We start from the raw sequence: 24004 nt of genomic DNA, 5'->3' as shown, positions 1-24004 counted from the left end.
CTATTATTTTGCTTTAATTAAATCTGAACTAAACTTTGAAGACCAAACTCCATGAAACCTTGAAAATTTTTCAGCAGCTTCTTTTTGAGAAGCTATGGTGGCTAAAACTCTTCCTGCTTCAAGATAACCAAGAGAATGTAGTCCAAATTCATGAGATCCACTAAGCTCATATTTGCCCCTTAAAATAAATGCTCCTTCTTCTAAAAGCTCCAGCACTTTAATAAGGTGCTCAAATTGAAATTTATAATAAGGACTCTCAAGTTGTAAATTTTTAGAAAAATCTCTAAAATCAATAATATTTTTAGAAAAAACAATAAATTTAAGATACATATCCTCAAGAAAAACAAGTGTTTTAGAATCTTTTTTGCTAAAATTTTTAGCCAAATCAATTAAATATCCCAATTTTCTAACAATTAAAAACCTCTCTTCGGGGTTTAAATCAAGAGTCTGAGGTATTTCAATCAACTCTCTTGGAGTTATGCTAAGAACAGGGCTAATAACTAAGCTAAAATCAGAAATCAATCCAGACAAAATTTTCTTTATAGAATAATTTACTTTCAATCTAGGCCTAGTATAATAATAATTTAAAGACGAAATATAGCTTAAAACATTTAAATTAAAATCAATAAGATTAAATGAAAGTTTAGCATTTGATGTAAATTCGTTAATCTCTTTTATAGCGGCTATATCATTTAAAGTCCTCAAAACAAGATTATTAATATACAATATTTTTTTATAATTTTCATTATCAACTAAATCCATAAACACCTGCCTAAAACTCATAAAAAGGTGATTTATCAATTATCCAATATATTGATTTTAGAAACAAACATATTAAATATTTTAACAAGTTATAAATTTATAAAAAACACCCTTAGAACATTAAGTCTGCGAATAAACAAAACATTAACGTCCTTATAATAAATTATGTAAAATTTTAACTAATTTTTAAAAGTGCCAAGTCTTAAAACACACAAAATCCTCTAATCTAATTAAAGATCAGATTAAATCAAACATTCAAATAACAACCAATAACAATATTTATTAAAAAGAAAACTGTTTAAAAGAGCATTAAGCTTATAATAATTTGTTTTTCAATCTCTTAACAAAAGTATCAGTACAAAATGAGACAAAATTTAAGCTTTGAGAAGAAATTTCAAATTCAAAAACAACATCAACTCCGAAAGAACCAAAATTAATTCCATCTAAAAAAATTGATGCTGGAGCTATAAAATATTCCTTTGGAAAAGAAAGAGAAAGTTTACTTAATTTAGAGAACACAAAAGAGCGATTATAAACAGAATGGGGTGAAATAGGTGTAAGTAAAAATCCCTCAAGATCTGCTTCCAAAATAGGACCTCCTGCTGAGAAAGAATATCCCGTTGAACCTGTTGGAGTAGACACAATTATCCCATCACTTTTATATGATAAAAAACTCTCGGAATTAACCTTAAGATCTACATGAATCATTTTATTAAGAAGACTTGAGCGAATAATAATATCGTTTAAAGCATATTTAGAAATTAAATCTTTACCGTGATTATAAACTGTTACATGAAGCAAAAATTTTTTATTAATTACTAAAGAATTTTTAAAAAATCTATCTATGACTTTTTTAAAATCCTCAATCTTAATATCCGCCAAAAACCCCACCTTCCCCATATTAATTGAAATAATCGGAATATCAACATTTTTATTTTCAAGAAGCAAGTTAACAGCCAAAAGAACTGTCCCATCTCCTCCTAAAGTTATCAAAAAAAGAAAATTTTCTCTTGGAAAAGATAATAAAGGCCTACTAACATCTATTAACACCACCTCAACAAAATACTTGGTTTCTAAATAAGCTTTAATATCATTGCCTAAAATGCTAGCTCCCGACTTTAAAGTATTAATACAAAGAAGAGCCTTATTCTTCATGTTGATCTTTATAGGGAATATCGTCAAATTCGCATTTATCAAAAATTTTTGCAATATCAATTAATACTAAATATTCACTCTCAAGATTATCAGCATCATCAAGCTTTACAACTCCAGATATATATTTTCTATCTAAAGTTTGTAAAGTAGCAGGAGGTTCTTGAATCCTAGAATCATCAAAGCTAATAACTTTAAGAACCCTGTCAACAAAAATGCCCAAAAGTTTATTTTTAATCTTAACTATTAAGTATCCTGTCAAAAGCATATCTTCTTCTGTTACTGAAATAGAAGGAACCCCAAATTTAATATTTAAATTAACTAAAGGAATAATACTGCCTCTAAGATTATAAATACCTATAATATATTCAGGAACATTTGGTATAGCATAAACTCCTTCTGATGGAACTTTGATAATTTCTCTAATATGCTCTATTGAGACACCATAACTTTCTTTGCCTATTTTAAAACCTGCAACTTGCAGCTGTGACTTTCTATCTTCAGATATTTCTTTTCTAAACATATTTCATACCTTTAAATTGATACTTATAGCAATAGCAATTTGATTAATTTGCTATTTGCCAAAACTTTTGCCCAAAAAATAAATTTCAAAAGAATTTTTCCTTACAGCCTTGGGTCTAATTTTTTTTACAAATTTAAAATATTTTTCAAACTTTTTAAAAATTTGCATCTCATCTCCTCCCTGAAAAACTTTAACAAGCAAATTTCCTTTTTTAAGTAAAACTTCAAACGATAAATCTATTATTCTCATGCTTAAATTAAAAGAATTGCTGGTGTCTACAAGTCTATTGCCAGTAGTTTTAGGGGCAACATCACTAATTACAAGACTATAAGGCCCAAATTTATTAATTTTATAAGCTGTATCGTCTGAAAATATATCTCCCTTTATAAAATAAAAATTATCAACATATCTAAGGCTAATATCATTGATATCAACAGACACTAAAACACCTCTTTTAAGATTTTTATAAGCATATTGAGAAAAGCTACCAGGTGATGCACCAATATCTAAAACATTGCCAGAAGAAAATAAAGAAAATTTTTCATTAATTTCTATTAACTTGTAAACAGATCTTGCCAAATACCCTTCTCTTTTAGCTTTTTGAAAATACTCATCACCCAAACGATACACATCAATCCCTTTAATACACTTTATTATACTTTTTCATTATAATTCTTATTATGCAAAATAAACTGTTTTTAAAAAACATTGAAAAAAATATTAACAGCATCTTTTCAACAACCAATTTTCTAAATTTATTCAAAGATAAAGATTTAAATTTTACTTTTAAAATAAAAAAGGAAACCCTCGATTATATTAAATTACCAGCAATTGAAATAATTAATAGAGGTGGAAAACGAATAAGACCAATGATAATGATTCTTTTAGCATACGCATTAGGTTTAAAAGAAAAAAACAACAGACTAATATATAAATTAAGCTTACTGCTTGAACTTCCTCATTCTGGAAGTTTGATTATTGATGACATTGAAGACAATTCGTTAAAAAGGCGAGGCGGATCAGCAATACATTTAATATATGGAATAGATAACAGCATAAATGCCGGTAATTTGATTTATTTTTTACCTGCAAAATTAATAGAAAGATCAAATTTAAAAGAAAATCAAAAATTATTGATTTATGAAAATTTTTTTACAACTCTTTCAAATCTCCATCTAGGACAAGGAATTGATATTAAATTTCATAACGAATCACACATTCCAAGCATTAAGGAATACATTTCCTTAGTAGAATTAAAAACAGCTTCGCTTTTCGGGATGGCTAGCTTTCTAGCCGCAATAATCACAAATAATGAAGACAAGGCTAAAAAAATTTACAGTACATTCCTAAAACTTGGTGTTTATTTCCAAATAATAGACGATATTAAAAACATAAAAAATAAAATTAATGGCAAAGAATTCGGAGATGATTTAATTGAAGGAAAAAAAAGTTTGCCAATAATTTATTTTTTACAAGAAAAAAAATTTGAACCAAAAATTATTGCAAAATTTAATCAAATAAAAAATGCCCAAACCATTACAGAAAGAAAAGAAATATTTAAACTAACAGAGATGATAAATTCATCAAAATCAATAAGAAATTCAACTACTATTGCTTTAAAATATTTAAACGAGTTTAAAACCGAACTCAATTTATACCCATTAAAAAATAGATATAAAAATCTACTAATAGATATTGTCGAACAAATAAAAGAAGGAATATAATGAGAAAAACAATAATAATAGCGCTTTTCTATGGTTTGATTACAAATATTTACCCTGAAATAAAATCAACATCAAAGCTCAATGAACAAGCAAACAAATATAAAATAGAAAAACTTTATCAAAAATCAATGATGCTAAAAAACTCAAAAAAATACAACAAAGCTATAGCAAATCTAAAAAAAATAGTTAACATGGATCAAAATCAAGTTGATGCCCATCTTTTGCTTTCAGAATTGGAATATTTAAATAAAAACTGGAAGAAAGCAATTGTTAAATCTCAAGATTACTTAAAAATAATAGACTTTAAAGATAAAAAAAACTTTTTAGATATCTCTTGGGCATACTTTTTAATAGGAGAGGTTGAAAATTCAATGGACTACATAATTGAATTTTTCCAAAGCGGTAAGGAATTGTTCAAAGAAAATATATTTATAGCACTTGATGCTCTTTTAAAAAAAAGTATTTATCATTTTGTAAAAAATGAAAATGAAGCATTTAATACAATATTGACCTCAACATTCCAATTAGCGCTTAATGACGATACCTTATTTATAATTTTTTTAAATAGTTTAGAAATAATAAAACAAATACCCTTCTATTATTTTAACAGGAAAAAATTAAAAGAATTATACCTGCAAATTAGTACTCTAAAAACAATTCAAAACACAATGTGCAAAACTTGAACTTAAGATTTATCTTTTTTCTTAATCAGCGAAACCAATATATTTATTATTATTGCCACATAAAATGTAAAAGAAAGGGAAAAATAAGAATTTATATACTCTTGGGTGTGAAAAAATTGATATTCAAAAAAAACTATCAAAAAAGAAATTGGGAAAATTAATAAAGGATTTGAAAATGCAATATAAAGAATGCAAATAGCAAGCCAACCATTGTTTAGTCCCAAATTATAAGAGTAAGCATTAAGATTTACTGCAACAAATGAACCGGCAAGACTTGCTGTGAAAATTGATACAAAAATTGCAAAAGATTTGAAACGATTGCTTATTTTTTCACCCAAAATGTCTTCATAATTTCTTGAAGATATAAATTCAAAAACTGCTCTAATTCTTGAATAACTTATAACATAAACAGTAATAAATAAAAAAATGAAAAAAATCGCAATAAAAGTAATAATCTCAAAATTACCAGATAAATTCAAAGTAAAACCAGGAATAAAATTAAAATTACTCTTCATTAAATAATCAACAAAAAAATAACAAAAAATATTAATACCTATTCCTGCTATAAAAATATCATAATTTTTCTTTACTATAAAAGATAAAAAAAATCCAAACAAAAAGCTGATAAAAAGAGTGAAAATGGTCGACATAAAAATTCCATATCCCAAATAAATAAAAAAAGATGTTAAAAATATTGAAAGATACGAAATGCCCTCAATAGATACATTTAAAAGTTTTATCCTTTCTGTATAAAGGGCCCCAAGTGCTAAATACGAAAATACAATAGCTTGCTCAAAAATACCAAACATCTACTTTTTCCTAGCTTTAATCAAAAATAAAGAGAGAAAAATAGCAATTGATTGACAAAGACCAATAAATTCATACTTAAAATCATAATTTATATTAAGAAAATTATTAAATTCGATTAATATTGAAAATAATAGACTAAAAAATAATACATAAATATAATTAAATCCTGAAATTACAGCAACAATTAAACTGTTCCAACCAAGCCCCGAAGTCAGCCCTAAAACCAAATATGGTTTAAAAAACACTACAAACATAGAACCTACAAGACCATTTAAAAAAGCACTACCAAATACAGCAAAAAACTTATATTTAAATTCATTTATATTGGAAAAAATATCTATCTTTTTCTTATTACTTAATATTTCAAGCTGAAGTCCATAAATAGTTTTTTTATGCATAAAAAAATAAAAAAACCAAATTGACATACCAAATAAAAATAAGTAAATAAGTGATGAATCTAAAGCAAATAAACCATTGATTCTTTTTGTCTGATTAGAAAAACTACCTGTTTTCAACATATTTAAAATAAATCCATCTACCAACCTTTGATTTCCATAAGATATTAAAAGCCCTGTTAAAGCTCTATTTAATCCAAAGAAAAAAGTAATAAAAAAGGGAAGAAGTCCTAAAAGTCCCACAAAAAAAGAACTTAAAAATATCAAATATATAAAATTAAAATAAGTCAATCCAAAAAAACTTGAAAATATATAAACGAAAAATGCTCCAAAATAAACCTGACCCTCATTTCCAAGATTTAATGCATTGCTCTTGGCGCAAGTAGCAATGCCAGTAGCCATTATTAAAAATAAAATAAAACGCCAAGATATCATCTTGATATAAGAAAATTGAAAAAAATCACCAAAAAAATAGCTAATACTTAATATCAAAAAAGAAAAAATTAATGCCATTAAACCATTTTTAAACAAGGTCATAAAAATAGTAATTCCTTTAATTTTTCTTTACTAATCTTTTCTCTAGATACGTTTAACAAAACTTCTCCCATTTTCATTGCTAAAATGTTATCGGAGAGCAAAAGTAATTCATCTAAATTAGAGGTAATCAAAAGAACTGGCTTTTCTTTTGAATAATTACGAATAGCAACAGACATTTCATTATAAGCCTTATGATCTAAATTGCTTAAAGGAGAAAAACAAACTAAAAAACTTTTTGCAATATACATTTCTCTGTAAAGAGCAAACTTCTTCAAAGTTCCTCCAGAAAATGCCAAAGATTTGGAATAAAGAATTCTATATATTTTCTCTTCGCTACAAAATTCCATTTTTTTTTTAAAAAAATTTTTAATATTATTAATATAAGATTGCCTAATAAAAATTTTATTTTCAAAATTCATAAATTTAGCTAAAAAATTATCCAATATACTGCTATTATCAGGAAATAAATTGCCAATACCTAGAGGTAAAAATCCCGCTTTACACTCAAAAATATTTATTCGCTCATATCTGATGCCATCAATTTTTATGCACCCAACAAAAATAAGTTCTCCTAAGAATAATTTTTCCCAAGTTTTAATTGTAGCTTCTTCACCAATTATTCCTAAAACACCCCTTTTATTTAAAGAAAAACTAACATCGTACTTCCAAAAATCTTCAAAAAACAGATTAAATTTAATAGAATCCTTTTCAAATTTATTAAAATTAATATTTGCAAAAAATGTTTTATCGCTAGAGGATTCAAGTTTACTCAAAATTGATTCTTTATTTATTGTTCTAAAACACTTACCATCTTTTAAAACAATAAACTCATCGCTAAATTTTACAGCATCTGTTATCTCACTGTGGGTAATAAAAAAAGAGGCAATTCCTGATTTCTTAAGCAATACAAGCAATTTTATAAAAGCTTGAGCTTCTTTTTGAGAAAAATAAGCAGCACTCTCATCAAAAATAATTATTTTTGCATTCTCTTTAAGAGAAGCAATAATAAGTAAAAAATAAATCTCTTTAATATTCAAATCTTTAATTTTCTTATCTAGATCAAAAGAAATTTTATAAAATTGCATAAGCCATTTATAATATTTATAGGTCTTAGATTTATTCATCGGCATGAAAAATGCATAACCAAACCAATAAATACTCAAATATTCCCATACTCTTAAATTCATTTTCAAATTAGGAACTTGAGAGACAAGATAAATGCCGTTATTTTTAGCTTTATCTACATTCCAATTTTTCTGTTTAATACCATTGACCAATATTTCACCACTATCAAATTCAACAAGTCCGGCAATAATCTTGGCTAGAGTGCTCTTCCCTTCTCCATTTTTACCAACTACTGTGAAAATTTTAACTTCTCCAATTTTTAAATTAATACTATCTAAAATAGGCTTATCAATATCTGGGAAATATTTAACTATATTTTTAAACTCTACCATTAATTTTGTTCCAAATCAATTTTTATACCATTTGCACTAACCTCTTCTATTTTTTTTAAAAGATCTTCTTTCAACTTTTGACTGGTTTGCCCTAAGTAAAAAACATTTGAAAGATTAAATAAAACCCCTTTATGTTTTATACCAAAAATATCAGAATTCCCATAGTTAATCTCTGACTTAAGAGCCTTATCCAAAATATATGAAACATAATATTTTTGATTTGTAATTCCCGAACCAATAATATTTTCTTTATTATCTAAATAATCTTCACTATCAAAAAGAACCGCAGAAATATTATTCTCTCTAACAGAAGAAAGTACTCCTTCAACAGCAGGTCCTACAATAGGAAGTATTACCAAGGCCCCCGAATCTTTAATTAAAGAGTCTGATAACAATTTAGCCAAATTACTATCATGCCAATTGCCTAAAACTCTATAATAAACTTCAGACCTAACACCCACATCAAGAATGCCTTTTTTAAAATAATAATAAATATAATCTCTCATAGCAGGATAGTTTTGACCTGCAATCAGAGCAGCATTCCCAAAGCCAGATTTAACAAATTCCATTAAAAAAAGGCCTACATAATATCCTAAAATATATGCCTCTTCTGCAACGTTATAAGAGACTGAATAAACTTGATTGTTAGTGTTTTTGACTAAAGAATCAAAAATGAGAAACTTAGTATGGGGATAATTGCTCGAAACACTATCAACAATATCTTGCATAGCATTATTCGTAGTTATTAAAAAATCATATTTTTTTGAATTTAATAATTTTTCAAGCATTTCTATCCACTCACTTTGATTAAATCCAGCTTCTAAAACTTTAATTTCAAGATCTTCGTGCTTTTTTTTGAATTCAAACAAAGAATCATACATTTCTTTATAAGATGGAGACCCTGAAATAACCCCTGGAATAAATAAAGCAATATTAGTTTTATTAGAAACATCAGTTTTTCGCTTCTTTAAAAAAATTAAATAAACAAATAAATATAAATGAAATACTGTGAATAAAATCCAAAACACTTTAAAAAACAAGTTCTTACTCATAAAGATAAAACATCCTTTTATTCATTATTATTAAATTCAAATTAATACCACGAAAGTCAAATACAAAAAAGATCCATAATAAGCTATAAAAATAAAGCCTCCAAAACTAATTAAAAAATTATCTAAACATCTGAAGAGCACATTTTTTCCCCTTATTATAAGATTTTGTAAAAAAAATCAAAATCCAAATTAAATAAAATATTAAGCAAATTCTGAATGCAAATTTTAAATTCCGTTGAATAATATATAATAAAATTTAAAAATTTTTCATTTTTTAAAAAATACTCAATATCAATGGTTTAAAATAGCTAGCAAAACCAATCAGTTAATTTCTCCTTCTATTTGAATTTTCAAGTTCAAGGAATATATCATTTTATCCAACAAATAACTTTAACATAAAAAGCTAAATATATAAAAATCAAAACTCTCTAGGACGTAATAAATGCAATTCATTAACATTTAAATTACTGGTAATGTCATCATTAGAACGTCTTAAATACATCTTTAGAGAATGAATTGTTTTAAAAAACTTATTTTTTAAAAAATTTTTATTAGCTTTGTAATCTTTTAAAAATTTTGAAATAGGGCTGTTAGCAGCTATTGACTTGTCGAAAAAAGTAGAAAAAGATTTAAAAACGTCATCCACAAAATAAAACCTATTGGCCAAGTCAACAAAATTATTAAAAAGCACACCAATTCTTCCCTTTAAATAATTAACATTTTTATTCATGTCAACCCTGTTACCAAGTTTATAATTTTTATCTTCCAAGCTCCATTTTGAATATATAGAATTAAATTTAAAATCTTTCATTAAATGATCATACATAAAGTTAAATCTAAAACTATCTTCAATGTATTTTAAAATAAAAAAATATAAAAACCCTTTATTTAAAGACATAAAATTATCTTTAGCCATCCTTATAAAATTTTGATTAACACCCTTTAAAGTGCCTTCATTGACTTTATGTAAAAAAGAATTTCCATTAAAAAGCAAAAGACTAGTATTGGGAAAAATTAAATATTCGGTTTTATTAATATGCCCCACACTACCCTTGTAAACATTAATAAAAAAATTATTAAAATAATCACTGTTGGCATAAAATTTTGACGCATTTTCAGCTTTAAATAAATTATTGTCTATTATAACAGAAAATGAAGATCCTTTAACAATATTGTAAATTGCCGCATCAAGACTTCCTCTAAATAAATATATTTTTGCATCTTGCAAATCTTTAAGAGAAGAATAAAACACTAAACTATTTGTATTGGAATAAAAAATTAAATCTGCAGAAATACCGTTTATTCCATATAAATTTATTTTAAGCTTCGAATTTTCTCCAACTTCGATAAAATCATACTCAAAAATTTCGTCATCTAAATCCAACTTAATAGGAACTGTATTTCTAATAACACTAACTTTACCTTCTATTTCTTTTATAACTGCTACTTGAGAAAACAACGCCCTGCTTGAAAACAATACAAAAAGGACAAAATAATACATTTTAAAAATATAGCTCTCCCAATCTTTAAAAAACTTATCAACTTAATTATACCTTGTTTTACATAAATTTATTACACTTTGAACAATGGTAAAAAAGAACTATAATTTAATTTAAGAATTAAAAATATTAGGTTTTTATTGACATGCTATAATTGCTATAATAATAGGATAGCAAAAAAGAACTTTAATATTTAGGGGTTCTTACTTTAAAGATAATTAAAGATAATAGAAGCCAAGTTATTAGAAGGGTGTATTTATGAATATAAAGAATAAATTAATATTGATGCTGTGCATTGTAGTAGCAATCTCTTTTATCGCATGCACAACGCCTCCAGAAGCAAGAGAGAATAAAAATGCTAAAATTGCAAAGCTAGATACTAAAAGTTTTGAATTAAGAGATATAAAAGACATTAAAAATGAACTAATAAAAGAAAGAGGACATCTTTTTTATTCTAAAGAGTTCAATGAAGCTGAAAAATTAGAAGAAGCAATGAAACAAAATTTTTCTAAAAAAAAAGCAAAAGAAATAAATGAAATTGCGCTAAAAGTAATTGAAAGATACAAAACAATAATAAAAGAAACAAGAGAAAAAAAAGAAAAAGTAAATTACCTTAAAGAAAATATCGAAAAGTATCTAAACGATGCAGAAGCAAATGAAGCATATATATGGATTCCTTTGGAAATCGACGAAGTAAACAACTTGTATTTCGAAGCAACAAGAAAATATAAAAATTACGATCTTGACGATGCCCTTGGCATGTATAGCAAAGCATTCAACAGAGCACAACAAGCAGCAAAAAATGCTAAAGAAGCTAAAGCTTTAAAAGAAACTGATGAAAGAATGTATAAACAATTAAAAGCTCTTGAAGCGGCTTCCAACTTGCCAATTTATAGCAACAATAAGCTTATTAAACCATCACCATGGAATGGTAGAGCATTTATTAAAGAAAGAAACAGTCGCTTAAACCTTTTAAACATTAATGAAGACACCTATCTTCTTGGAGAAACAGAAACTCCAATAGTACTAGCATATACAGAAAAGTTAGAAATAGCAAAAAACTCTAAACCTCAAGAACAATTCAAAACACTAGAACTTATTGAGCGATCTAGAAAATTATGGGAAAAAGGAGTTGAGGCTAAACATGTCAAAAACTTTAGACTTGCCAATGAATTATTTTTAGAATCTGCAAGATACCTAGAAGCTTATCAAAGCAATGCAAGTAGTGAGCTTTATGTAATAAAAATAGGCAATACCTTATGGGGCATTTCTAAAAAATTATATAATGACCCTTACTTATGGCCAAAAATTTGGTTTGCTAACAGACAAAAAATACAAAATCCAGATCTGATTCATTCCAACTGGAAGATAATAATTCCTGCTAAATAATTAAAAACAATCAGAAAGCAAGGCTACAAGAGTCTTGCTTTCTTGCTTTATATCTAATAAAATTAAAAATAAAAACATTCTAAAAGAGACAGAAAATGAAAAAACTAGTATTATTAAACTTAATACTCATTTCATGCTATACAATTAACTTGAAAAAATTAACAAAAGAAACTCCTTATGGGATTTATCTCAGAGAAGCTCAAAAGGCTATCAATGTTAATGATTACAACTCTGCGTTAAAAGCATACGAAAAAATGATTCAAAATTTCGATCACAATCCGAATATAGTTGCTACTGGCAAATATGAAATTGCATTCATATACTACACAATAAACAAAACAGAAAAAGCAAAAAAAATATTTGAAGAGCTAATAGAAAATAAGGCAAAAATGCCTAAATGGATTAAGCCTTTAGCTAAAAAAATATTAAATAAAATGGAAAATAAAAATTTAAAAAAATAAAAATTTTTACTGGAATATTATTCCATAAATTGTAATATCTTTTTCTTTTGCAGAATTGATAACATCTTTATAAACAACAGACCCTCTTGGATATTCATGAGGAGGGGCATCTCCTATGACAATAATAAATCTTCTCTCTGCCCTCCAATCAAACTGAGTTACGGCAGCATCAATCCCCTCAAACACAGCCTCTGGATAATCTCCACCACCACCAACGCTGACATATTTAAGAATATTATTTAAATAAGGGATAGTATTAAAATCAAAAGCTTTGGTTAAAAAATCTTCAAGATAGTCTTTATAAAAAACAAGACCTATTCTATAGGATTTAAACTTTTGCAGTTGAGGCTCTATTATTGAAAATAAATGCTCTTTTAAAATCTCAATATTACTTTTCATGCTGTCAGTAACATCAACAACAAGCACTAGATCTAAATCATAAACTGAATCTTCTGAGTTTTTTAAAATTTTTTTTATTTTATCAACAATATCAATGCCATTATTAGCAATAACAACCTCATCTGAAAATTTTGTAAAAGTATCCCTTAATTCATTAAATTCAATTTTTCCTTGATTTTGAGTATCCTTGAAAAACAATTCATAAGCATTGTCTTGATACCTACCTAAATAATCATTATATTTTTTCTCAAAAGATCTTATAGAAAACCAAAAAGGTTCTTTCTTGCTCTTTAATATTTCTAAATCAATCTCACCACTTCTTGTTGAAAAATTTGGAAATCCATATTTTAATTTTTTTGGAATCAATATATGAAAAGCTTCTCCAAACTTCTTATTAGGAACAGGTGTTGACGATGTTAATGATAAAAGTTCTTTATTCTTAATAACCCTCCCATTTAAAATTCGAATTTCATCTCCATTAATCTTATTATAACTTAATGTGCGAAATGAATAAGTCGCCACATCTTTTTTCTTATCAGGAATTTCAAAAGACTCTGTCAATATTACTGACTTGATTGAAGGTTTTTTTCTAATAAAAAGATGAAATCCCTCTTCATGGGCCTCAACATAAACATCATCAATGTCGATTTTTAAAGAATTATCTTCAAATCCAAACAAATAAAAGCTAATAAAAAGAAAGAAAAAAATTTTCTTCATAAGGAAACCACCCTCATAAATAATTCAAAACAAATGAATAAGACCCATAATTAAAGTTTTTCGGATAAATTTTCATAAAACAAAACATTCGATTTAAAAAAATTATTCTTAAAAATATTCCTGAGATTTAAGCTAGCAAGATCTTTTTTAACACTTTTTATCATATCTTCATCTCTATTTAATATATCAAAAATCTTAGCTGATTCGCTTAAATTACTAACTCCAGAATTAAAAAGTTTAGTATCTCTTATGGATGAAAAAGAAGCAATCACTTCTACAACTCCAAGATTATTATAAGTTTCAATTTCTTTTAATAAAAGAATTTTATGATAATCATTTTCTTTGGGATTAAAATTCAAAACATTAGCCTTTTCTAGTTCTAAATTTTGCATAACTCTTAAATAATAGCTCCTGGAAGCTAAAAAATCACCTATTTTATAAAGAGTTAGAGCAATAGAATTTAAAACTTCGTTACTACTTGAAAACCCCGCCATGCTCTCTACTTTAAACAAATATTTCAATGCATCATCATAATTATTTTCCCTATAACTAAGTAATCCAACCTTATAGTAAACATCCGGATAATCAACACCCTCATTTATTGCCAATTTATAAGAAGATATCGCAGACTTAAAATCATTTAAAGATCTAAGAATATCGCCTTGCTTTTCATAAATCGAAGAAATCTCCTTAGACCCTTTTATAAGATTATGTTTTTTGTAAAAAGAATAATCATTTAGGGCCAAACCAATAATATTGCTAGCTCTAAGAGAATCCTTAGATTTTTCATAAATGTCTGCTAAAATTTTATAAGCCAATATCTTGTCACCAGCATCTTCAATTGAATTTTTCTGCCTAAAGCTACTTAATGCCTTAAGCAAATATACTTCCGCTTTCTTGAAATCACCTATATAATAAGAATATCTTCCACTTTCAAAAAGTGCCTTATCATAATTGGGATTTTTATTTAATATTTTTCTGAGAATGTATTCAATCTCTGAATTCATATTAACATTATTGTCAAGCTTAAAAATAGTTCTACCATCATTTCTTTTAAAATCAGAGAATTCCTTATTCAATAAATTTGTTTGTCCATTAAGATAATTTAGGTTTATGGCAAGATTATTTGCCCTCTGGTTATAGGTCACAAAAGAAATATACTTGTCTATCAGCTTTTTAGCATATTTTGTATAAACAACTTCATCAACATCTAGGATTTCATTTGACTTAATAAAATTATTAACATTGTCAGACTCAGTATCTAAATCGGCTTCAATATAAGCATTGAAAAGTTTAAATAAAATTTCCTTTTTTTGTCCATACTTCGAAAGCGCAACTGTATAACTATTAATACTATCTTTATAGTAATTATAATTTGTCTTAGCCCATTTAAAATAATTATCTCCCTTTAATACTAAAGCATCATAATCATAAAGATCATAAGATATAACCTCATCAAGTATTGAATTGGCCTGAGAGTATTCTCCAAGACTAATTTTCATAGAAGCATACGCAATATATCCTTCCTTATTAAACTTTTTTCGCCTTCTGCTTGCAGAATTTTTAGAAAAAGGCTCAATTGTAAACAATTCTTCATACTTCTCTTCAGCACTATCAAAATCTCTGATTTCTTCAAACGCTTTAGCATAATTTAAAAACCATTTATCATCGGGCCTAATGTAATAAGCGTCTCTAAAGATAGCTTTTGCAAGCTCTCTTTTATTTGCATATATAGATTCTATACCCTCTTTATACTTGCCCTCAGAGGCAACATAAAAAAATACTACATCTACTATAAAGTATAAAGAAACTAATACTAAAACAACAAAAAGAGAAGCTATTTTTATCAAAGGTAGTAAAGCCCTTGAGATTCTATAGCTTAATTTCTGCTGAAGCTTGTTAAATTCTTCCGCCTTAAAATAAATTAAAGGCAATTTAATAGATCGCCCAACAATATCCCCTACAAATTTAGCAATAAATTTTAACCCTTTTTTATTTTTTTCAACAAGGTCAATTAAAGCTTCAAGTTTATACCTTGAAACATTCTCTTTAGTTAAAGCCTCGGCAATTGCAATTCTTAAATTTCTAGGATAGGAACTTAAATGTTTCAAAAATAACGGATAATTAACCTTAAATTCAAAGCGTTTAGAATTTGTATTTTGATCATACTCTAAAAATTTAAAATCATCTGCAACATTTTCAAAATCATTGTCATCAGTGCCTAAATTTAAATCATCTCCAACAAACATCTCTGATTGTTCGTTTGCCTGGATTTTATCATTTACTGTGGCATCAATATTAATTTCATTAGATTTATTAGATTCTAAAAAATCATCATCCCCCGAAACAAAAAAATCATTGCTAGATTCTAAAAAATTATTATTGTCTTGATTGTTAATCAATTCTTCAGAATTAAATTCTGAAGAATTGATTAAATTATCAAAATCAAGTTTAGAAGCAATGTCTAAATCAATAGAATTATCATCAAGAACTTTGTCAATATTATTTTCAAAAGAATCGCTAGAAGAAACGTCAAAATCATTATTCAAAGTTGAAAACTCTGAATCCATATCAACTTTCAAGTCAGAACTACTTAAAGGTAAATTGTCATTAAAAATGTCAGAGTAAGGCAATTTATCCTCACTCTCAAGAGCATCAAGCATAAAATTTAAATCAAGCTCATCATCATTTTCCTCTAAAGCAAGATCTTCATTTATCCAAGGAACAATACTCTCTCCAGGTTCAGGGACATTAACATCCATACTTACACCAAAAGATTCTTTAGATAATCTTTCATTAGAAAGATTATCTAATATTTCTTTTTTAAACTGCTTTATCTTATCTATATCAGGCATATTGTAATCAAGTTCCTAGCTCATCAAAAACTCTTTTTATAAACTTCAAGCCCTTCTGCATGAAGCACATTAAAACGATTTTCTAAATCTTCAGCAATTTTTAACCCTAAAACTTCTTTTGTAATCTCTGTCTGACAATCTTTTAAAGCGCTTAAAATTTCATCCCTATATTCAGCAATACTCATAACCTTGTCAGCATTATATATAAGAGAATCTCTTTTAAAAACATCGTGAGACATATCTCCATCTTCAGAAACCTCTAAAACATTTCCATTGACTCCAATCATCAAATAATAATCAAAAATTTTAAAATAATTACCAATTTCGAAAATTATTTTTTTTGTTTCGGGCTTTCCTTTTCTATATCTAGTAGCCGTAGGGAAAATAAGTATAATGTATCCACTATTTTTCTTTTCATAAATATATTTCATAGAATTAGCATTAAAAACACGTCTTTGCCTCGCATGCTCTAAACCAACCCCAACAAATGCGTGTGGTGGATACACCAATATTGCATTGTATCCCAAAGAAAGAGTTTTAACAAATAAATTGTCTCTGAAAAGCTTAACTCCAGCTATTGGAATAATATGATCTGCAATTTCATGATAACCCATTTTATAAAGTAAAAATTGGAAACAGGGAAAATCAAAATTACTGTAATGCTCCATTAATATAATTGAAGACTTGCCAGATTTGGCCTTTTCGTAAAGTTCTAAAATATTTTGAATGCCAACAATTGTAGATCCGCTCTTAAGAAGTCTCTCTATCATTCTATCTGCCAATTTTCTACTATTAGAATCTGCATTACGATAAGATTTATCTAAATAATTAACATTTTCAACAGACTTAAATTGACTTATAAAGTCGCTCTCCATGTCTTTAAAATATTTATCAAAACTTTCATTTTGTACAAACATAAAACTAGCACCTTTTAAAGCATTCTATGTTGCCACTTAATCATTAGTTAAATCATTTTTTACTAACAAATAATTCTAAAATAATTCTAAAAAACTAAAAATACATAACTAATATTAAAAGCATACATTTTTGAAAACATTTTAAACCCATTATACCTTATTTATTACACAAATTAAAGTAACATTTTAGCCTACAATAATAGAAAAATATCACTAAAGAGTACCCAATTTATTAGACTTTCTTTATTGCAAGATTTAAAGTAAAATTTAAACATAAGGCAAATCAAAGTACCAGGAGGCACATATATTTAAAAGCAAAATATAATAAAAAATTTTTTATTAAAAAAGATTAATAAAAAATCAACAAAACAAATATATAAAATATGGAAAAAGGAAAATCCCATGAAATACATAAAAATAGCTTTAATACTAACTATCTTCTCTTTAATAGCTTGTACTAATAATGGAAAAAAAGAAAAAATAACCTTTAGAGCGTCAAACTTAAGCGAACCATCATCACTTGATCCACAGCTCTCAACAGACCTTTACGGTAGCAATATTATTAGAAACCTATTCTTAGGGCTAGCAGTAAAAGATTCACAAACTGGGAAATATAAACCGGGACTTGCAAAAAGCTGGGATATTTCTGGCAATGGAACTGTTTACACATTTAACCTAAGAGAAGATATAGTTTGGAGCGATGGAGTTGCCATTACTGCTGAGGAGATAAAAAAATCATATCTAAGAATTTTAAATAAAAAAACAGCTGCACTATATGCCAATTTAGTAAAATCTACAATAAAAAACGCACAAGAATATTTTGATGAGACAGTGCCTGAATCTGAGCTTGGCATAAAAGCTATTGACAGCAAAACCCTAGAAATAACATTAACATCTCCAAAGCCTTATTTCCCCGATATGCTAACACACTCAGCATACATACCAGTTCCAATGCATATTGTTGAACAATATGGAGAAAATTGGACAAATCCCGAAAATATAGTTGTTAGTGGCGCATACAAACTCAAAGAAAGATTAATTAACGATAAAATCGTAATAGAAAAAAATGAAAAATATTATAATGCAAAGAATGTAGAAATTGATGAAGTGATATTTTATCCAATAGAAGGTAATGTAGCTTACAATATGTACATAAACGGTGAACTCGATTTTCTGCAAGGAGCAGAAAAAAGCAATTTAGAAGAAATTAAAATAAGAGATGATTATTACTCAGGATTAAAAAATGGAGTGGCATACATAGTATTCAATACAACCATAAAGCCACTAGACAATTCAAAAGTTCGACAAGCCATCTCACTTGCTATTGATAGAGAAACTTTATGTAAAATAGTTTTAAAAGGAAGTTCAGAGCCAACAAGAAACCTAACTCCAAAATTTGATGATTATTCTTATGGAAAAAATTTAATATTATTTGATCCTGAGAATGCAAAAAAACTTTTAGCTGAAGCTGGATATCCAGATGGGAAAGGATTCCCTACATTAAAATATAAAGTCTCAGGGAGAGACCAAAAAGGAGCAGAATTCTTACAAGAACAATTTAAAAAAATCCTAAATATTAAAATAGAAATCGAGAACGAAGAATGGACAACATTTTTAGGAAGCAGAAGAACTGGAAATTACCAAATTTCAAGTTTGGGGTGGTTAGGAGACTATTTTGATCCTTTAACATTCTTAGAAAGCTTACTTACAACAGAAAATCATTTTTTTGGAGCATACAAATATTCAAACAAAGAGTATGATGCATTAATAACAAAATCTAATTTAGAACTTGATCCAATAAAAAGGCAAGACATTTTAAGAGAAGCTGAAGCAATCATAGTAGAAAAAGATTCTCCTATGGCACCCTTATCTATACCCAAATCTCATTACCTTTTCAGAAATGATAAATGGACAGGATGGGCACCAAATATTGCAGAAAGCTATTTATACGAAGATATTAAAACTAAAAAATAATAAAATAAGTAATTTTAAAATTAAGATTTAAAATTAATATCTACAGAAGGAAAATTATAAAATTAAAGTTAGCTTTAAAACGGAGGTATAAAAAATTATGAAATTACAAAAATCATTATTTTTAATAATATTTTTTCTAACCTTTCTTTGTTGTAGCAAAGAGAAAGCACAAGAAGGAGTATCATTTAAAATAAGCTTAGGATCAGAGCCAAGTAGCCTTGACCCTCAATTGGCAGAAGATAATGTAGCATCAAAAATGATAGACACAATGTTTAGAGGGCTTATTACAGGCGATCCTAACACAGGAGGAAATAGACCAGGACTTGCAAAAAGTTGGAACATTTCTCCTGACGGAACAGTTTACACATTTACACTAAGAGAAAAAATCACCTGGAGTGACGGAGTTGCAATCACTGCAGAAGGAATTAGAAAATCTTATCTTAGAATTTTAAATAAGGAAACTGGCTCAAAGTATGTTGAAATGGTTAAATCAGCAATTAAGAATGGTCAAAAATATTTTGACGAACAAGTGCCTGACTCTGAAGTTGGAATTAGGGCAATTGACGAAAAAACATTGGAAATAACACTAGAATCACCTAAGCCTTATTTTATTGACATGCTAGTACACCAATCATTTATTCCAATCCCAATTCATGTTACCGAAAAGTATGGACAAAGCTGGACAAGCCCTGAAAACATGGTTACCAGTGGTCCTTTTAAATTAAAAGAAAGAATTCCTAACGAAAAATATGTAGTCGAAAAAAATGACAAATACTACAACTCAAACGAAGTAGAAGTACAAGAGATTACATTTTATACAACAAATGACAGCTCAACAGCATACAAAATGTATGAAAATAAAGAATTAGATGCAATATTTGCCTCCATACCGCCTGATTTAATTAAAGATCTAAAATTAAGAAACGATTATTACTCATCAGCTGTTAATGCCATATATTTTTACGCATTCAACACAAAAGTTAAACCGCTTGACAATGTTAAAGTTAGAAAAGCCTTAACTCTTGCTATTGATAGAGAAACACTTACATATAAAGTTCTTGACAACGGAACTACTCCTACAAGAAGAGCAACTCCTAACTTTAGCTCGTATTCTTATGCAAAAAATTTAGAATTATTTAATCCTGAAATTGCAAAAACCCTTTTAGCTGAAGCTGGTTACCCTAATGGCAACGGATTCCCCATTTTAAAATTAAAATATAATACAAGCGATGCAAATAAAAAAATTTGTGAATTTATTCAAAACCAATGGAAAAAAAATTTAAATATTGATGTGGAACTTGAAAATGAAGAATGGACAACTTACTTAAACACTAAAGCAAATGGAAATTACGAAATAGCAAGAGCAGGATGGATAGGTGATTATGCTGATCCAGCAACATTTTTAAGCATATTCACACAAGGATATACACAATTCTCATCTCACAATTACTCAAACTCAGAATACAACGAACTTATTAAGAAATCTGATCTTGAACTTGATCCAATAAAAAGACAAGACATCTTAAGACAAGCAGAAGAGATAATTATTGAAAAAGATTTTCCAATAGCCCCAATATACATATATGGAAATAGTTATCTTTTCAGAAATGACAAGTGGACAGGCTGGAATACTAATATTTCAGAAAGATTTGATTTATCTCAACTAAAATTAAAAAAATAAACAATTAATATTTAATTATTAAATAAAAATCGTCTATTAATTTATTTTTGATGGACGATTTTTTATTGACTTTATTCTAAAAAAAAGATAGCTTAAAGTTTATAAATAATTTTAATTTGGGGAAAGGTTAAAATGAACTTTAATAAAGCTAAAAAAATCGGTAAAAAAATTAAAATAGCAACACTAATTATGCTTGCCGTATCTTTAATTACATGTAAGAGTAATTTAGAAAAGGAAAAATTAACATTTAAAGTATATATAGGGGGAGCACCTTCATCGCTTGACCCACACTTGGTAGATGAGACAATCGGAGCAAGGATTTTAGAACAAGTATTCTCAGGGCTCTTGACATTAAATACTAAAACAGGAAAGCTTAAGCCTGGACTTGCTAAAAATTGGGAAGCTTCAAAAGATAAAAAAACATATCAATTTTATCTAAGAGATAATCTTGTTTGGAGCGATGGAGTTCCAATTACCGCTGAAGGAATAAGAAAATCTTTTTTAAGAATTTTAAATAAAGAAACAGAATCTACACATGTTGATATGCTTAAATCAATAATAAAAAATGGACAGGAGTATTTTGATGGAAAAGTATCTGATTCTGAACTTGGAATTAAAGCAATTGATAGCAAAACATTGGAAATAACACTTACATCTCCAAAACCCTATTTTCTTGAATTACTTCTACATCACACATTCATGCCAGTACCTATTCATGTTATTGAAAAATATAAGGGAAATTGGACAAACCCTGAAAACATGGTTACCAGCGGTCCTTTTAAATTAAAAAAAAGATTGCCTAATGAAAAAATTATATTTGAAAAAAACGAACATTATTACAATGCAAAAGAAGTAGAACTTGAAGAGCTTGTCTACATTACCTCTGACAATGATATGACTGTATATAATATGTACAAAAACAATGAAATCGATGCTATTTTTAACAGCATACCGCCGGATATTGTAAATGAAATAAAACTACAAAATGACTATTATCAACACAAAAGCAATGCAATTTATTTATACTCATTTAATACAAAAATAAAACCCCTTGATGATGCTAAGGTTAGAGAAGCTTTAACGTTAGCTATTGACAGAGAAACTTTAACTTACAAAGTACTTAATGACGGAACAGTTCCCACAAGAGAAATAACGCCTAATCTTGAAAATTACAATTATGGCAAAAAGTTGGCTTTATTTGATCCTGAAAAATCTAAAAAGCTTTTAACAGAAGCTGGATATCCTAATGGAAAAGGATTCCCAACCCTAACGCTAAAATATAATACAAACGAAACTCACAAAAAAGTTGCTACATTTATTCAAAACCAATGGAAAAAAATTTTAAATATAAACATTATGCTTACTAATGAAAATTGGCCTGTTCTTACCAATAGTAGAAATACGGGTAATTTTGAAATAATAAGAATTGGACGCATTGGGGAATATTTGGATCCACACACATACTTTACTATATTCACAAGCGAAAATTCTCAACTTGCATCATACAAATATGCAAACTTAGAATTTGACAAGCTCATCAAAGAATCAGATTTTGAAAAAGATCCTATAAAAAGAAAAAATTTACTCAGAAAGGCAGAATCAATAATAATTGAAAAAGATTTTCCTGCCGCACCAATATACATATATTCTGGACACTATCTTTTCAGAAACGATAAATGGACTGGATGGAATCCTAATGTATCAGAAATTTATTATTTTTCTGAATTAAAATCAATTAAAAATGCAAAACAAAATTAATTAATTTTTTCAAAAGGCTTAATATAAATTGAAAATAATATTTAAGTCTAATATAAAAGTAAAAATATACAAATAACGTTTAAGATTCTAAGTTGAAATTACCTTAGAATCTTAAATAAAAAAATAAATCTTTCTCTAATCAATATAGCAAAATTTATAATAAAAAATTTTAAAAAAGACAAAAGTTCATTTTATTGAAAATTAAATTATTAATTACAATGCAAAAAACCTTCTATTTCATCAAAAATTATAATTTACAGCTTGAAAAACAATAAACACTATATGATATAATTGACTAATACGTAATGTTGTCAATCTATTTACAAAGGGGCAAAAATGTTAAGGTTTACTTTAAAAAAAATAATAGGAATGATACCAACTTTACTAGCAATAGTTTTTTTATGCTTTTTTGTAATGAGAATGGCTCCTGGAAGTCCATTTGATTCTGAAAAGCCTATTGATCCTCAAGTAAAAGCAAGATTAATGGAAAAATATCATCTTGACAAACCTTTTTATATTCAAGCTTTTTATTATATTTTAAACGTTCTAAAAGGAGATCTGGGGCCTTCTTTAAAAAAGAAAGACCTTACAGTTAATCAATACATAAAATTGGGATTTCCAAAATCACTTACACTAGGAGTAATATCCCTTATAATATCACTATCAATAGGAATACCAATAGGAATATTAGCTGCTATTTATAAAAATACTTATATAGATTATATAATAATATCAATAGCACTATTCGGGATTTCCATACCATTATTCGTAATAGGACCAATTTTACAATACTTTTTTGCAATTAAATGGAGTTTGCTTTACACCTCCGGATGGATCACAGAAAGAGGGGGATTTTCAAATTTAATTCTACCTATAATAACTCTTACCATGCCCAATGTAGCTATTTTTTCAAGAATAATCAGGGGCTCAATGCTAGAAATAATACAGAGTGACTTTGTAAGAACTGCACGTGCAAAAGGGCTAAGCTTCAGAAAGATCGTTATAAAGCACATGTTAAGAGGAGCAATGCTGCCTGTAGTAAGTTATATAGGTCCAGCATTTGCTGCCATAATCTCTGGAAGCGTAGTTATTGAAAAAATATTTAGAATTGCTGGGATGGGAATGTTTATAACAGAATCCGCACTAAACAGAGATTATCCAGTATTAATGGGGGGATTGTTAGTATATTCAATAATACTTCTTATTTCTATATTAATATCAGATATTATATATAAAATGTTAGATCCAAGAGTATAAAA

The 24004-nt window shown here is 27.3% G+C and carries 20 protein-coding genes; 8 read left to right on the top strand and 12 right to left on the bottom strand.

Annotated features, from left to right (window positions below; all coding sequences use genetic code 11):
- Positions 1-3 precede the first annotated feature (3 nt).
- The 4 genes from BLA33_RS02750 to BLA33_RS02735 form a co-directional block, all read right to left on the bottom strand.
- On the bottom strand, positions 4-762 hold the full coding sequence (locus BLA33_RS02750; protein WP_029346565.1) for a hypothetical protein: 759 nt from the start codon (positions 760-762) through the stop codon (positions 4-6).
- A gap of 315 nt (positions 763-1077) precedes the next feature.
- Positions 1078-1917: an NAD(+)/NADH kinase gene (locus tag BLA33_RS02745; RefSeq protein ID WP_075226425.1), complete on the bottom strand. Its 840-nt coding sequence runs from the start codon at positions 1915-1917 to the stop codon at positions 1078-1080.
- Positions 1907-2437: a chemotaxis protein CheW gene (locus BLA33_RS02740; RefSeq protein ID WP_004791918.1), complete on the bottom strand. Its 531-nt coding sequence runs from the start codon at positions 2435-2437 to the stop codon at positions 1907-1909. Before BLA33_RS02740 ends, BLA33_RS02745 begins: the two co-directional genes overlap by 11 nt.
- Before the next feature lie 51 nt (positions 2438-2488).
- Entirely contained in the window at positions 2489-3067 is a 579-nt protein-coding gene (locus BLA33_RS02735; RefSeq protein WP_075226423.1) for an SAM-dependent methyltransferase, read from the bottom strand.
- A 50-nt stretch (positions 3068-3117) separates the two neighbouring features.
- On the opposite strand from BLA33_RS02735, the gene BLA33_RS02730 reads away from it, so the two are divergent.
- The gene (locus tag BLA33_RS02730) at positions 3118-4161 is read left to right on the top strand and encodes a polyprenyl synthetase family protein (RefSeq protein WP_075226421.1); all 1044 of its coding nucleotides are present in this window, start codon (positions 3118-3120) and stop codon (positions 4159-4161) included.
- Complete coding sequence (locus BLA33_RS02725; RefSeq protein WP_075226420.1) at positions 4161-4844, top strand: tetratricopeptide repeat protein; 684 nt, start codon at positions 4161-4163, stop codon at positions 4842-4844. The genes BLA33_RS02730 and BLA33_RS02725 overlap by 1 nt, the downstream gene beginning before the upstream one ends.
- 2 nt (positions 4845-4846) lie before the next feature.
- Here the strand turns inward: BLA33_RS02725 and BLA33_RS02720 are convergent, their stop codons facing one another.
- The 5 genes from BLA33_RS02720 to BLA33_RS02700 all read right to left on the bottom strand — a co-directional run bounded on the left by BLA33_RS02720 (position 4847) and on the right by BLA33_RS02700 (position 10572).
- On the bottom strand, positions 4847-5653 hold the full coding sequence (locus tag BLA33_RS02720) for an ABC transporter permease (protein WP_029346564.1): 807 nt from the start codon (positions 5651-5653) through the stop codon (positions 4847-4849).
- The gene (locus BLA33_RS02715) at positions 5654-6586 is read right to left on the bottom strand and encodes an ABC transporter permease (RefSeq protein ID WP_075226419.1); all 933 of its coding nucleotides are present in this window, start codon (positions 6584-6586) and stop codon (positions 5654-5656) included.
- On the bottom strand, positions 6583-8043 hold the full coding sequence (locus tag BLA33_RS02710; protein WP_029346563.1) for an ATP-binding cassette domain-containing protein: 1461 nt from the start codon (positions 8041-8043) through the stop codon (positions 6583-6585). The genes BLA33_RS02715 and BLA33_RS02710 overlap by 4 nt, the downstream gene beginning before the upstream one ends.
- Positions 8043-9095 carry a BMP family ABC transporter substrate-binding protein gene (locus BLA33_RS02705; protein ID WP_075226417.1) on the bottom strand — a complete coding sequence of 351 codons (1053 nt, stop codon included), beginning with the start codon at positions 9093-9095 and terminating at the stop codon, positions 8043-8045. Before BLA33_RS02705 ends, BLA33_RS02710 begins: the two co-directional genes overlap by 1 nt.
- A gap of 418 nt (positions 9096-9513) precedes the next feature.
- Complete coding sequence (locus BLA33_RS02700; RefSeq protein WP_075226578.1) at positions 9514-10572, bottom strand: hypothetical protein; 1059 nt, start codon at positions 10570-10572, stop codon at positions 9514-9516.
- 280 nt (positions 10573-10852) lie between these two features.
- Between BLA33_RS02700 and BLA33_RS02695 the strand changes: the two genes are divergently transcribed.
- Positions 10853-11983, top strand: a complete 1131-nt coding sequence (locus tag BLA33_RS02695; RefSeq protein ID WP_004791508.1) for a LysM peptidoglycan-binding domain-containing protein — start codon at positions 10853-10855, stop codon at positions 11981-11983.
- 95 nt (positions 11984-12078) lie between these two features.
- Positions 12079-12444 (top strand): tetratricopeptide repeat protein, encoded by a 366-nt coding sequence (locus BLA33_RS02690; RefSeq protein WP_075226415.1) that lies wholly within the window; start codon positions 12079-12081, stop codon positions 12442-12444.
- Between the two features lie 6 nt (positions 12445-12450).
- Here BLA33_RS02690 and BLA33_RS02685 read toward each other — a convergent pair whose 3' ends face one another.
- From BLA33_RS02685 to BLA33_RS02675, 3 genes are read right to left on the bottom strand one after another with little or no spacing between them, the layout of a single operon-like run.
- Positions 12451-13560 (bottom strand): VWA domain-containing protein, encoded by a 1110-nt coding sequence (locus BLA33_RS02685; RefSeq protein ID WP_029346562.1) that lies wholly within the window; start codon positions 13558-13560, stop codon positions 12451-12453.
- A 50-nt stretch (positions 13561-13610) separates the two neighbouring features.
- A complete protein-coding gene (gene flcA, locus BLA33_RS02680; protein ID WP_029346561.1) occupies positions 13611-16415 on the bottom strand; it encodes a periplasmic flagellar collar protein FlcA in 2805 nt (934 codons plus the stop codon).
- 23 nt (positions 16416-16438) lie between these two features.
- On the bottom strand, positions 16439-17332 hold the full coding sequence (locus BLA33_RS02675) for a 1-acyl-sn-glycerol-3-phosphate acyltransferase (RefSeq protein ID WP_075226413.1): 894 nt from the start codon (positions 17330-17332) through the stop codon (positions 16439-16441).
- Between the two features lie 402 nt (positions 17333-17734).
- Here BLA33_RS02675 and BLA33_RS02670 point away from each other — a divergent pair, with 402 nt between their 5' ends.
- The 4 genes from BLA33_RS02670 to BLA33_RS02655 all read left to right on the top strand — a co-directional run bounded on the left by BLA33_RS02670 (position 17735) and on the right by BLA33_RS02655 (position 24002).
- A complete protein-coding gene (locus BLA33_RS02670) occupies positions 17735-19306 on the top strand; it encodes a peptide ABC transporter substrate-binding protein (protein WP_075226411.1) in 1572 nt (523 codons plus the stop codon).
- Positions 19307-19403: 97 nt separating this feature from the next.
- Positions 19404-20987, top strand: a complete 1584-nt coding sequence (locus BLA33_RS02665) for a peptide ABC transporter substrate-binding protein (protein WP_032985650.1) — start codon at positions 19404-19406, stop codon at positions 20985-20987.
- Between the two features lie 132 nt (positions 20988-21119).
- Positions 21120-22745, top strand: a complete 1626-nt coding sequence (locus tag BLA33_RS02660; RefSeq protein WP_004791931.1) for a peptide ABC transporter substrate-binding protein — start codon at positions 21120-21122, stop codon at positions 22743-22745.
- Positions 22746-23081: 336 nt separating this feature from the next.
- Positions 23082-24002, top strand: coding sequence for an ABC transporter permease (locus BLA33_RS02655; RefSeq protein WP_004791770.1), 921 nt, complete (start codon positions 23082-23084; stop codon positions 24000-24002).
- Positions 24003-24004 lie beyond the last annotated feature (2 nt).

The organism is Borreliella garinii (assembly GCF_001922545.1).
GTDB classification, from domain to species: Bacteria; Spirochaetota; Spirochaetia; order Borreliales; family Borreliaceae; genus Borreliella; species Borreliella garinii.
The sequence above is the reverse complement of the archived record's forward strand: the minus strand, read 5'-3'. Positions and strand labels throughout refer to the sequence as shown.